Below are 11,822 nucleotides of genomic sequence, written 5' to 3'. Positions count from 1 at the left end.
CGCGGAACCGGTGCGTTCCGGCCGGGTAGCAGAGGGCGCGGGCAAGGGCCCGGCGTTCGTAGGGCCGGGGCGGGGCGGGGCGGCTCGGGCCGATGGCGGGGCGGTTCGGGGCGGCGGCGGGTGAGCATGGCTCAGTGGCTCGGCATGGGCGCCACCGGCATGCAGGCGGGCTCGGGTGCCGGGTCCGTCGGAGCCGGGTGGGGAGCGTGGATGTCCGGGCGCGGCCGGAACGTGCGTCGGTCCGGACCGTTCCGGCCGCTTCCGGGAACGGTCCCGGGCCGTCACGCCGGGGCCGACAACCCCAGCAGCAGCACCCTGATGAAGCTCCGGATCCAGGGGCCGTCGGCCGGTTTGCCGCTGACCAGGGTCCGGTGGACGACCGCGCCGGCGACCATGTCGAAGGTGAGGTCGATGGTGCGGGCGCTCTCCTCGGGGTCGGATTCCGGCGGGAGTTCACCGCGGGCCTGGGCGCGCGAGCGGCCCTCGACGACCAGGCGCTTCTGGCGTTCCACGACCGAGGCGCGGATGCGTTCGCGCAGGGGTTCGTCGCGGGTCGACTCCGCGACCACCGCCATCAGACCGCTGCGGCACTCGGGACGGTCCAGGAGCGCCGCGAACTGGAGGACCACGCCCTCGATGTCCGCGGCCAGGCTGCCCGCGTCCGGCAGCCGCAGCTCGTCGAAGAGTTCCGCGACCGCGTCGACGACCAGCTCGTTCTTGCCGGCCCAGCGGCGGTAGAGCGTGGTCTTCGCGACCCCCGCGCGCATCGCCACGTCCTGGAGCGTGAGCTTGGACCAGCCCAGCTCCACCAGCGCTTCCCGGGTCGCGGCCAGGATCGCGGCGTCCGCGGTGGCGCTGCGCGGGCGCCCGGGGCGGCTGGCGGGGGTGCGGCTCTGCATCCCCCGACCATAACCGGCCGGTGGCGGCCGGATCCGTGGCGTCGTGAGGGAGATCACCGGAACGCGGTGTCGCCCGACCCCACATTGCCATTACGCTACGGGTCGTAGCGAAAGCTCGCGACGGACGTACGCGGGTGGACGTGACGGACGTACGCGGGCAGAACGGCACGGCGCGGGTGGGGACCCGGCGCCGGACATCGACGCTTTTTTCTTCAGACGCGGGATCGGGGGAGGATAGACGCATGCAGCCACGGAACATGTCCATGAGCGGCGTGGTCGACCTCGCCGCGGTGAAGGCGGCCCAGGAGGCCAAGGCCAAGGCCGAGCAGGCGCGCGCCGAAGCGGCCCGGCAGGGCGGCACGGGTGCCGTCTCCCCGGCCGATCTCGTCATCGACGTCGATGAGGCGGGCTTCGAGCGCGAGGTCCTCCAGCGCTCCGCCGAGGTGCCCGTCGTCATCGACTTCTGGGCCGAGTGGTGTCAGCCCTGCAAGCAGCTGAGCCCGGTCCTGGAGCGACTGGCCGTCGAGTACGCCGGTCGCTTCCTCCTCGCCAAGATCGACGTCGACGCCAACCAGATGCTGATGCAGCAGTTCGGGGTGCAGGGCATCCCGGCGGTGTTCGCCGTCGTGGCGGGCCAGGCCCTGCCCCTGTTCCAGGGGACGGCCGGTGAGGAGCAGATCCGCGGGACCCTCGACCAGCTGGTGCAGGTCGCCGAGGAGCGCTTCGGTCTGACCGGTCTGACCGTCGACCCGGACGCACAGCCGGGCGGCACCCCCGGCGCGGGCGCCGAGGTCCCGGTGGGTCCGTACGAGGCGCTGCTGAACGCGGCCGCCCAGGCCCTGGACGCCGGCGACCTGGACGGCGCGGTCACCGCGTACCAGAATGTGCTGGCCGACGACCCGGCCCACCCCGAGGCCAAACTCGGTCTCGCGCAGGCCGAGTTGCTGCGCCGGGTGCAGAGCATGGACCCGCAGAAGGTGCGCCGGGAGGCGGCCGAGAAGCCCAAGGACGCGGACGCGCAGATCGCCGCCGCGGACCTGGATCTGGTGGGCGGTCATGTCGAGGACGCCTTCGGGCGGTTGATCGAGACCGTGCAGCGCACGGCGGGTGACGACCGGGACGCGGTACGTCGCCGGCTGCTGGAGCTCTTCGAGGTCGTGGGCTCCGAGGACCCCCGGGTGATCGGCGCTCGCAGGGCGCTCGCGCGGGCGCTTTTCTGACCAGTCGCTAAACGCCACGGCCTGTGACGCCGGGGTGAAAGGTTTGCCGACAAGGCGTTGAGGCCGCTCCGCTTTGCCAAATCTTGGCAATCGGGGCGGCTGTTACTCCGAGTAAATCAAGGCCGTTGATCTGTCTGGTTTCGTACAGAGATCAACGGCTTTGCTCTGCCCTGTGTTGCGACTGAGTGTCGCCCTCCGAGATCACCTGGTCGTTTCCCGGTTATCCGCCCGTTACTAGCCAGTAACGAACCCCCTTGTGCGGGCGGCCAATTTGCACCACGATCGGCGACGCTCGGTCCATTCCCGTACCCCGGCATCCGGTCGGGGCGAGGGAGACTCTGGGTCCCCACCGAGCAGAGCCGGCGGCAGTGGCGCCGGCTCTCGGGCAGGGGGGTCTTCGCCGGCCGGCGAAGCCTGCCCAGCAAGGTTGTGCGTGATGTGTGTCAGGCGCGACCAGTGGTTGTCGCTCGGGGGTGATCGCCGGTGATTCGGGCGCGTAGGCGCCTGCGAGTACGGGCGCTCTCCTTCCCGAGGACGTAGCACTTCTCCCATCCCTGCCCGGCTGGGCCGCCGTACGTGGGCGAGTCCGGGCCAGGAGATGTACGTCCGAGAAGGAGGAAATATGGAGTCCCAGGTGCGTGGCGGGACCAGATGGAAGCGGTTCGCTGTGGTCATGGTGCCCAGCGTCGCCGCCACGGCGTGTATAGGTGTCGCCCTCGCTCAGGGTGCGCTGGCCGCCTCGTTCAGCGTGTCCGGGCAGTCGTTCAAGGTGTCCGCCGACAAGCTGGTCGGTAAGGGCTTCGAGCAGTACGGCGCGCTCGACAACGGCTACACCCTCAGCGGTGGCCAGACGACCCACCCGGTCGCGGTCTCGGCCTTCAACTCGGCCGAGATCACGAACATGTGCCAGTCGGTCGTCACGCCGAACATCCCGGTGCTGGGTTCGGTCAGCCTCGTGCTGAAGGCCGGCGCGGACAAGCCGGTCGAGGCCAGCCAGCTGTACATCGACGTCGACGACCTGAGCGCCGACGCCACCTTCAACAACATCGACATCGGTGTTGCCGCCCAGGACGCCGGCAAGGGTCCTGGCATGAAGGGTGGCAAGGAGCAGGCCAACCCGTTCGGCTTCGCGCAGCAGGCCGACTCGGCCACGCTGACCGGTGTGAAGCAGACGGCGTGGGCGACCACGGCCGGCACCTTCAAGCTCAGTGGTCTGCACATGTCCGTGCAGGCGGGCACACACGAGTGCTACTAGGCACTCGTTGACGGGCGGGGGAGCCGACGGCGCCCCCGCCCGCGCCACATCCGCCGCGTCTTCACACGTGGCACACGTCATCACCACAGCAATGCCGCACCAGGGAGCTGTTTTCCATGAGCGCCGAGACCCCTGCCGCCGACCCCGGCCAGTTCAACGTCCGGAGGCAGCAGTTCCGCGCCTGGCGGGGCGCGCGGCCGTTCTGGGCAGGTCTGTTCGTCTTGCTCGGCGGCTTTCCGATCATGTACTTCCCGTACGCCCACCTCCAGCTGGGACACCTCACGCTGGCGATGGCGACCACCGCGGGAGCGGGATCCCTGATCATCGGTGTGCTGCTCGTCGTGCTGGGCATCAGCCTCTGGTTCCAGAAGCATGTGCGGACCTTCGCGGGAGTCGCCGCGATCCTGCTGGCGCTGGTGTCCCTCCCCGTATCCAACTTCGGTGGATTCGTCCTCGGCTTCCTGTTCTCCCTCATCGGCGGGGCGATGGCCGTGGCGTGGGCGCCGGGCGAGCCCGCGGGACCGGAGTCGGGGGCCGGTGAGGCCGCCCCGGGCACGGGCGGCGCACCCGAGGCCGCGTCGCTGCCCGACCAGCGCACGGACGGTACGTACGAGCCGAACGACCTGTCAGGAACGAGCCCGGCCAACGGGGCGAACGGGAGGCACAGTGCCGGCTGACGAGGTGAGCCGCGGGAGTGACGCGGACGAGTCCCGCGGGAGAACCGGAGCCCGCCACGCGGCCCCCAGAAAGCCGCTGTTCACCAGGTTCCACATGCCGGCCGGCAAGGCGATAGCCACCGTGGCGATGCCGACGGCCGTGCTCATGGGCATGGGCTTCACCTCCACGCTCGCCCTCGCGGCGGGCAACGGCGGGGGCCCGGCCTCCTCGCCCGCGGCCAAGAGCCTGACGGCGGACGAGTACAAGGACTGCGTCAAGGCGCTGGACGACAGCAAGGACCCCTCGTCCTCGCCGTCGCCCTCGGCCACCAAGTCCACCGAGGCGCCGACCCCGACGTCCTCGCCGAGCGGTGACGCGACGAAGGACACCGGCACGGACTCCGCCAAGGACTCTGCCAAGGACACGTCCGACTCGTCGTCCAAGGACTCGGGCTCCGGCTCGGGTTCGGACACGGGTTCCGCGGGCAAGACCGCGCCGAAGCCGACCGCGACCTCCGGCTCGGGCTCCGGCACGGGTACGGGCTCCGGATCCGGCTCCGGTACGACGACACCGAGCGCGTCGGCGAGCCAGGGCGGCGGCGGACTCCTCGGCACCATCGGCGACACCCTCGGGAACATCCTCACCGGCGGCAAGCAGGACACCGCCACGCCGTCCGCGAGCGCCACGCCCTCGGCGAGCCCCTCGCCGTCCGCGTCCGGCGCCACGGCGTCGTCGTCCGGCACGAAGCTGTCCGACACCGTCAAGGACTCGACCTCCAAGGCCGCCAAGACGGTCGGGGACACGGTGAAGAACACCACCGGCACGGTCTCCAGGACGGTCGACGACGCGGGCAAGGCGGTCAAGGACACGGCGGACTCGGCGACCCCGAGCCCGACCAGCAGCGCGAGCCCCTCGGCCGAGGACTGCCCGGCGGCCACCACCGACGAGGGCGGCGTCGACAACCCGGTGCCGGTGGCGAACGACCCCTGGTACCTCCAGGCCAGCTCACTGCTGCTCAAGGGCGCCGACTATCAGGGCATCGTCGAGGTGAGGACCGCGGGCGGCACCACCAAGAAGGTGCTGAAGTACGTCATCTCCGACGGCACCGACATCGGCGATCTGCACCAGACGGTGCACGACTCGCTGTCCGGCAAGACGTACCACGTCCAGGCGTCCAAGGGCTCGACGTCGACCATCCGCGACGGCAAGACCGTGATGTACACCGAGTCGATCTCGGGCAACCTGTTCGGTCTGATCCCGATGACGTTCACCCCCGACAGCCCGCCCCCGCTGAACCTCCCGCTGATCTACTTCACCAATGTGAAGGTGACCCAGGCCGCCCAGTTCGGCGGCAGCCTGCACGTGCCCGGGATGCATGTGTACACGACCGGCTGACCGGTCCCCCAGACCCGTCCGGGAGCCGCAACACCGCAGAGGGCGCCCCCTGTTCGCAGGGGGCGCCCTCAGCGCCGTACAAGACCCGTGCGGGCTGCGTCAGTTGTCGGTGCCCAGGTGGTGCACCCGGATCATGTTGGTGGTGCCGGGGACACCGGGGGGCGAGCCGGCCGTGATGACCACGGTGGCGCCCTTCTCGAAGCGGGCCAGCTCGGCCAGCTCCTGGTCCACCTGGTCGACCATGTCGTCGGTGGTGTCCACGAACGGCACCACGTACGGCTCCACGCCCCAGCTCAGCGTGAGCTGGTTGCGGGTGGACTCCTCGGTGGTGAAGGCGAGGATCGGCTGGGCGGCGCGATAGCGCGACAGACGGCGCGCGGTGTCACCGGACTGCGTGAACGCGACCAGGCCGCGGGCGCCGAGGAAGTCGGCGATCTCGCAGGCCGCGCGGGCCACCGAACCGCCCTGCGTGCGCGGCTTCTTGCCCGGCACCAGCGGTTGCAGGCCCTTGGAGAGCAGCTCCTGCTCGGCGGCCTGGACGATCTTCGACATCGTCTTGACCGTCTCGACCGGGTAGGCGCCCACCGAGGACTCGGCGGACAGCATCACCGCGTCGGCGCCGTCCAGGATCGCGTTGGCCACGTCGGAGGCCTCGGCGCGGGTCGGACGGGAGTTGGTGATCATCGACTCCATCATCTGGGTCGCCACGATCACCGGCTTGGCGTTGCGCCGGCACAGCTCGATCAGGCGCTTCTGCACCATCGGGACCTTTTCGAGCGGGTACTCCACCGCGAGGTCACCGCGGGCCACCATCACGGCGTCGAACGCGTTGACCACGTCCTGCATGTTCTCCACCGCCTGGGGCTTCTCCACCTTGGCGATGACCGGGACCCGGCGGCCCTCCTCGTCCATGACGCGGTGCACGTCCTGGACGTCCTTGGCGTCCCGCACGAAGGACAGCGCGACCATGTCGCAGCCCATGCGCAGCGCGAACCGCAGATCCTCGATGTCCTTCTCGCTCAGCGCGGGCACGTTGACGGCAGCGCCGGGCAGGTTGATGCCCTTGTGGTCGGAGACGACACCGCCCTCGATCACGATCGTCCGGACCCGGGGGCCCGCCACGTCCACGACCTTCAGCTCGACATTGCCGTCGTTGATCAGGACCTGGTCGCCGCGCGAGACATCGCCCGGCAGCCCCTTGTACGTCGTCCCGCAGATGTGCCGGTCGCCGGGCACGTCCTCGGTGGTGATGACGAACTCGTCGCCGCGCTCCAGCTCGACCGGGCCCTCGGCGAACGTCTCCAGGCGGATCTTCGGGCCCTGGAGGTCGGCGAGGACACCGATGGGCCGGCCGGTCTCCTTGGACGCGGCCCGGACGCGGTCGTACCGCGCCTGGTGCTCGGCGTGGGAGCCGTGGCTGAAGTTGAAGCGGGCCACGTTCATGCCCGCCTCGATCATGGCGACGAGCTTCTCGTGGGAGTCGACCGCGGGGCCGAGAGTACAGACGATTTTCGAACGGCGCATGGGGCGATCCTATCGGTTTGTTTCGCTACGGAATATTCCGTCTGGCGGAAGATACAAATGAGAGGACTCCTGCTCAGGTGCTGCTCAATTGCTCTTTCCGACCAGTGCGTAGGTCTGCGTCGCGATCTCCAGTTCTTCATCCGTCGGCACCACGGCCACGGCCACCCGCGCGGACGCGGGCGAAATCAGCCGCGCCTCGTCGCCGCGTACGGAGTTCAGCTCCGGGTCGACCGCCGCGCCCAGCCCCTCCAGGCCCGCGATCGCCGCCTGCCGCACGGGCGCCGCGTTCTCCCCGACCCCGGCGGTGAACACGATCGCGTCCACCTTCCCGAGGACGGCGTAATAGGCGCCGATGTACTTCTTGAGCCGGTGAATGTAAATGTCGAAGGCGAGAGCGGCTTCCTGGTCGCCCTCGTCGATCCGGCGGCGGATCTCCCGCATGTCGTTGTCCCCGCACAGACCGAACAGGCCGCTCCTCTTGTTGAGAAGAGTGTCGATCTCGTCCATGGACATTCCGCCAACCCGTGCCAAATGGAAGATGACGGCGGGATCCAGATCACCGGAGCGCGTACCCATCACCAGCCCCTCCAAAGGCGTGAGCCCCATGGAGGTGTCCACGCACCGGCCCCGCTCCACCGCGGACGCGGAGGCGCCGTTGCCGAGGTGCAGCACGATCACATTGACCTCGGCGGGGTCCTTGCCCAGCAGCCGGGCCGTCTCGCGGGACACATAGGCGTGCGAGGTGCCGTGGAAGCCGTAGCGGCGCACCCGGTAGCGGTCCGCGATCTTCGGGTCGATCGCGTAGCGCGCGGCGGACTCCGGCATCGTGGTGTGGAACGCGGTGTCGAACACGGCGACCTGCGGCAGATCGGGGCGCAGCGCGCGGGCGGTGCGGATGCCGGTCAGGTTGGCCGGGTTGTGCAGCGGGGCGACCGGGATCAGCCGCTCGATCTCGGTGATCACACTGTCGTCGATGACGGTGGGCTCGGTGAAGAACATCCCGCCGTGCACCACCCGGTGCCCGATCGCCAGCAGGTCCGGCGAGTCGAGGCCGATGCCGTCCCGGGCCAGCTCCTCGGCGACCGCCTTGAGCGCGGCGTCGTGGTCGGCGATCGGGCCGTTCTGCTCACGGGTCTCACCGGTGCCGACACAGGTGTGCTTGAGCCGGGAGGTCTGCTCGCCGATCCGCTCGACCAGACCGAGCGCGAGCCGGCTCGCGTCCCGCATGTCGAGCAGCTGGTACTTCAGCGACGAGGAGCCGGAGTTGAGGACGAGGACACGGGTCGCGGTCACGATGCGGGCACGCTTTCTGCTCGGTCTGCTTCTGCTCGGTCTGCGGAGGTCTGGGCCTGGATGGCGGTGATGGCGACGGTGGTCACGATGTCCGGCACCAGGGCGCCCCGGGACAGGTCGTTGACCGGCTTGTTCAGCCCCTGGAGTACCGGGCCGACGGCGATCGCGCCGGCCGAGCGCTGCACGGCCTTGTAGGTGTTGTTGCCGGTGTTGAGGTCCGGGAAGATCAGCACCGTGGCCTGCCCGGCGACCTCGGAGCCCGGCAGCTTGGTCGCGGCGACCGTGGGCTCCACGGCGGCGTCGTACTGGATCGGGCCCTCGATCTTCAGATCGGGCCGGCGGGCACGCACCAGCTCGGTGGCCGCGCGCACCTTGTCCACATCGGCGCCGGTGCCGGAGGTGCCGGTGGAGTACGACAGCATCGCGATCCGCGGCTCCACCCCGAACCGGGCCGCCGTGGCGGCCGACTGGACGGCGATGTCGGCGAGCTGCTCGGCGTCCGGGTCGGGGTTGACCGCGCAGTCGCCGTAGACCAGCACCTTGTCGGCCAGGCACATGAAGAACACCGAGGAGACGATCGCCGCCTCCGGGCGGGTCTTGATGATCTCGAAGGCCGGCCGGATGGTGGCCGCCGTGGAGTGCACCGAGCCGGAGACCATGCCGTCGGCGAGGCCCTCCTCGACCATCAGGGTGCCGAAGTAGTTCACGTCCGTGACGACGTCGTACGCCAGCTCCACCGTGACGCCCTTGTGGGCGCGCAGGGCCGCGTACTTCTCGGCGAAGCCGTCGCGCAGCTCGGAGGTGGCCGGGTCGATCAGCCGGGTGTCGCCGAGGTCGATGCCCAGGTCGGCGGCCTTCTTGCGGATCTGGTCGACGGGCCCGAGCAGGGTCAGGTCGCACACGCCCCGGCGCATCAGCACCTCGGCCGCGTGCAGCACCCGCTCCTCGGTGCCCTCCGGGAGCACCACCCGGCGCCGGTCGGCGCGGGCCCGGTCGAGCAGCTTGTGCTCGAACATCATCGGGGTGACGCGGTCGCCGCTGGTCGCCGCGATGCGGTTCGCCAGCTCCGCGGTGTCCACATGGCGTTCGAACAGGCCGAGCGCGGTCTCCGCCTTGCGCGGGGTGGCCGCCGTCATCCGGCCCTCCAGGGAGAACAGCCGCTCGGCGGTCGGGAAGCTGTTGCCGCGCACCGACAGGACGGGGGTGCCCGGGGCGAGCCGGGCGGCCAGCGTCAGGATCTCCTGGCTCGGTACCTCGTCCAGGGTGAGCAGCATGCCGGCTATCGGCGGGGTGCCTGCGCTGTGCGCGGCGAGGGCGCCGACGACCAGGTCCGCGCGGTCTCCGGGGGTGATGACCACACAGCCCGGGGTCAGGGCGGTCAGGAGGTTCGGCAGCATGGCGCCGCCGAAGACGAAGCCGAGAACGTCGCGGGCGAGCCCGGAGTCGTCGCCGAGCAGTACCCGGGCGTCCAGGGCCTGGGCGATCTGCGCGATGGTCGGCGCGGACAGGGCCGGCTCGTCCGGCAGCACATAGCAGGGCACCGGCAGCCGGGAGGCGAGGCGTTCGGCGAGCTCGTCGCGGTCCTCGCGGGCGACCCGGTTGGCGATCATGGCGAGGACGTCGCAGCCCAGGCCGTGGTAGGCGCGGTAGGCGTTGCGGACCTCCGCGCGCACCGACTCGGCGTTCTGGCCGCGGCCGCCGACGATCGGCAGCACGGAGGCGCCGAACTCATTGGCCAGGCGGGCGTTGAGGGCCAGTTCGTCGGGGAGCTGGGTGGCGGCGAAGTCGGTGCCGAGGACCAGGACCACGTCGAAGGAGCGGGCCAGCTGGTGGAAGCGGTCGACCAGGGTGGAGACCAGCTCGTCGGTGCCCTGCTCGGCCTGGATCGCGGACGCCTCCCGGTAGTCCATGCCGATCACGGTCGCCGGGTCCTGGGAGAGGCGGTAGCGCGCCCGCAGCAGCTCGAACAGCCGGTCGGGGCCGTCGTGCACGAGCGGGCGGAAGACGCCCACCCGGTCGACCTGCCGGGTCAGCAGTTCCATGACCCCCAGCTCCACGACCTGGCGGCCGTCGCCGCGGTCGATGCCGGTCAGGTACACGCTGCGCGTCACGTGTCCACTCCGTTTCTCATGTCGCCGTCGATAGGGACGTCGTCGAAAGATCGTCGTCAAAGGGTCGTCGTCGAAGGGTCGGCATAAAAATCGCCCACCAGGGTGAGCGGAACCCTCTTGACAGTACCCCTCGGCCGGGATAAGGCGCCCGTCAGGATCGCAGGGCCCCCCGGCGGACGTGAAAGAATCGGGGAAGGCTCACGCACGGACGAGACAGCGAGCAGGAGACACAGCACGATGCGCATCGGAGTTCTCACCGCAGGCGGCGACTGCCCCGGCCTGAACGCCGTGATCCGTTCGGTCGTGCACCGCGCGGTGACGCAGTACGACGACGAGGTCATCGGATTCGAGGACGGCTACCGGGGCCTGCTCGACCGCCACTACCGCGCCCTCGACCTGGACGCGGTCAGCGGCATCCTGGCCCTGGGCGGCACCATCCTCGGCTCCTCCCGGCTGGAGCGGGACCGGCTGCGGGAGGCCTGCGAGCGGGCCACCGACATGGTCGGGGAGTTCGGCATCGACGCGCTGATCCCGATCGGCGGCGAGGGCACCCTGACGGCGGCCCGGATGCTCTCCGACGCGGGCCTCCCCGTCGTCGGCGTGCCCAAGACGATCGACAACGACATCTCCGCCACGGACCGCACCTTCGGCTTCGACACCGCGGTGGGCGTCGCCACCGAGGCGATGGACCGCCTCAAGACCACCGCCGAGTCCCACCAGCGGGTGATGGTGGTCGAGGTCATGGGCCGGCACGCGGGCTGGATCGCGCTGGAGTCCGGCATGGCCGCCGGCGCCCACGGCATCTGCCTGCCCGAGCGGCCCTTCGACCCCGCCGACCTGGTCAAGATGGTCGAGGAGCGCTTCTCCCGGGGCAAGAAGTTCGCGGTGATCTGCGTCGCCGAGGGCGCGCACCCCGCCGAGGGCACCATGGACTACGGCAAGGGCGCGATCGACCAGTACGGCCATGAGCGCTTCCAGGGCATCGGCACCGCCCTCGCCTACGAGCTGGAGCGACGCCTGGGCAAGGAGGCCAAGCCGGTCATCCTCGGCCATGTGCAGCGCGGCGGCGTGCCCACCGCCTACGACCGCGTCCTCGCCACCCGCTTCGGCTGGCACGCCGTGGAGGCNNCCGAGCTGAAGACGGTACCGAAGGACCGGATGGACGAGGCGGAGTCGGTCTTCTAGACCGCTCGGTTTCCCGGAAGTGGCCTTGTTCCGGCGGGAGTTCTACGGCTCCCGCCGGACGGCCGCCCAGAAGTTCTCCACGATCCGCTCCAGGAACTCCTCCCCGGCGGCCCCCGCCGTCTCCCCGCCGCCCCAGCCCAGGGTGGCGGTCATCCGGCCCTGGTAGTCCCGGTGCAGCCGGCGCAGCGCCTCCTCCAGGACGGGGCGCTCCACGGCCACCAGCTCCCCGACCTGGCGCACATACGCCTGCCAGCGGGTGGTCACGGCCCCGCGCAGCAGCGCG

At 70.5% G+C, this 11,822-nt stretch carries 9 protein-coding genes and 1 pseudogene; 5 read left to right on the top strand and 5 right to left on the bottom strand.

Annotated features, from left to right (window positions below):
- Positions 1 to 281: 281 nt before the first annotated feature.
- On the bottom strand, positions 282 to 899 hold the full coding sequence (locus CCN72_RS27190) for a TetR/AcrR family transcriptional regulator (protein WP_085566610.1): 618 nt from the start codon (positions 897 to 899) through the stop codon (positions 282 to 284).
- 242 nt (positions 900 to 1,141) lie between these two features.
- On the opposite strand from CCN72_RS27190, the gene CCN72_RS27185 reads away from it, so the two are divergent.
- The 4 genes from CCN72_RS27185 (at position 1,142) to CCN72_RS27170 (ending at position 5,426) form a co-directional block, all read left to right on the top strand.
- On the top strand, positions 1,142 to 2,119 hold the full coding sequence (locus CCN72_RS27185; RefSeq protein ID WP_086810438.1) for a tetratricopeptide repeat protein: 978 nt from the start codon (positions 1,142 to 1,144) through the stop codon (positions 2,117 to 2,119).
- Positions 2,120 to 2,741: 622 nt separating this feature from the next.
- Positions 2,742 to 3,374 (top strand): DUF6230 family protein, encoded by a 633-nt coding sequence (locus CCN72_RS27180; protein ID WP_086810437.1) that lies wholly within the window; start codon positions 2,742 to 2,744, stop codon positions 3,372 to 3,374.
- Between the two features lie 116 nt (positions 3,375 to 3,490).
- Positions 3,491 to 4,051, top strand: a complete 561-nt coding sequence (locus CCN72_RS27175; protein WP_085566613.1) for a DUF6114 domain-containing protein — start codon at positions 3,491 to 3,493, stop codon at positions 4,049 to 4,051.
- Positions 4,041 to 5,426: a hypothetical protein gene (locus CCN72_RS27170; RefSeq protein WP_208638110.1), complete on the top strand. Its 1,386-nt coding sequence runs from the start codon at positions 4,041 to 4,043 to the stop codon at positions 5,424 to 5,426. Before CCN72_RS27175 ends, CCN72_RS27170 begins: the two co-directional genes overlap by 11 nt.
- 99 nt (positions 5,427 to 5,525) lie before the next feature.
- On the opposite strand, the gene pyk is transcribed toward CCN72_RS27170, so the two are convergent.
- From pyk to pta, 3 genes are all read right to left on the bottom strand, one after another.
- Entirely contained in the window at positions 5,526 to 6,950 is a 1,425-nt protein-coding gene (pyk, locus tag CCN72_RS27165) for a pyruvate kinase (RefSeq protein ID WP_085566614.1), read from the bottom strand.
- Between the two features lie 84 nt (positions 6,951 to 7,034).
- Positions 7,035 to 8,243 (bottom strand): acetate kinase, encoded by a 1,209-nt coding sequence (locus CCN72_RS27160; RefSeq protein ID WP_086810435.1) that lies wholly within the window; start codon positions 8,241 to 8,243, stop codon positions 7,035 to 7,037.
- Positions 8,240 to 10,354 (bottom strand): phosphate acetyltransferase, encoded by a 2,115-nt coding sequence (gene pta / locus CCN72_RS27155; RefSeq protein WP_086810433.1) that lies wholly within the window; start codon positions 10,352 to 10,354, stop codon positions 8,240 to 8,242. The genes CCN72_RS27160 and pta overlap by 4 nt, the downstream gene beginning before the upstream one ends.
- A 237-nt stretch (positions 10,355 to 10,591) precedes the next feature.
- Between pta and CCN72_RS27150 the strand changes: the two genes are divergently transcribed.
- Positions 10,592 to 11,539 (top strand): ATP-dependent 6-phosphofructokinase, encoded by a 948-nt coding sequence (locus tag CCN72_RS27150; RefSeq protein ID WP_086810431.1) that lies wholly within the window; start codon positions 10,592 to 10,594, stop codon positions 11,537 to 11,539.
- A 42-nt stretch (positions 11,540 to 11,581) separates the two neighbouring features.
- Here the strand turns inward: CCN72_RS27150 and CCN72_RS40045 are convergent.
- Positions 11,582 to 11,822, bottom strand: a pseudogene (locus tag CCN72_RS40045) (XRE family transcriptional regulator); the annotation flags it as partial.

Origin of the sequence: Streptomyces murinus (genome assembly GCF_002154555.1) — a bacterium.
Lineage (GTDB): Bacteria > Actinomycetota > Actinomycetes > Streptomycetales > Streptomycetaceae > Streptomyces > Streptomyces murinus.
Note: the sequence above shows the minus strand (reverse complement) of the source record. Positions and strands in the feature narration are given on the sequence as shown.

What these genes read in the sequence shown, in the direction of transcription:
- CCN72_RS27190 (WP_085566610.1), bottom strand. Translation starts at nt 899, where the DNA reads ATGCAGAGCCGCACCCCCGCCAGCCGCCCCGGGCGCCCGCGCAGCGCC.
- CCN72_RS27185 (WP_086810438.1), top strand. Translation starts at nt 1,142, where the DNA reads ATGCAGCCACGGAACATGTCCATGAGCGGCGTGGTCGACCTCGCCGCG.
- CCN72_RS27180 (WP_086810437.1), top strand. Translation starts at nt 2,742, where the DNA reads ATGGAGTCCCAGGTGCGTGGCGGGACCAGATGGAAGCGGTTCGCTGTG.
- CCN72_RS27175 (WP_085566613.1), top strand. Translation starts at nt 3,491, where the DNA reads ATGAGCGCCGAGACCCCTGCCGCCGACCCCGGCCAGTTCAACGTCCGG.
- pyk (WP_085566614.1), bottom strand. Translation starts at nt 6,950, where the DNA reads ATGCGCCGTTCGAAAATCGTCTGTACTCTCGGCCCCGCGGTCGACTCC.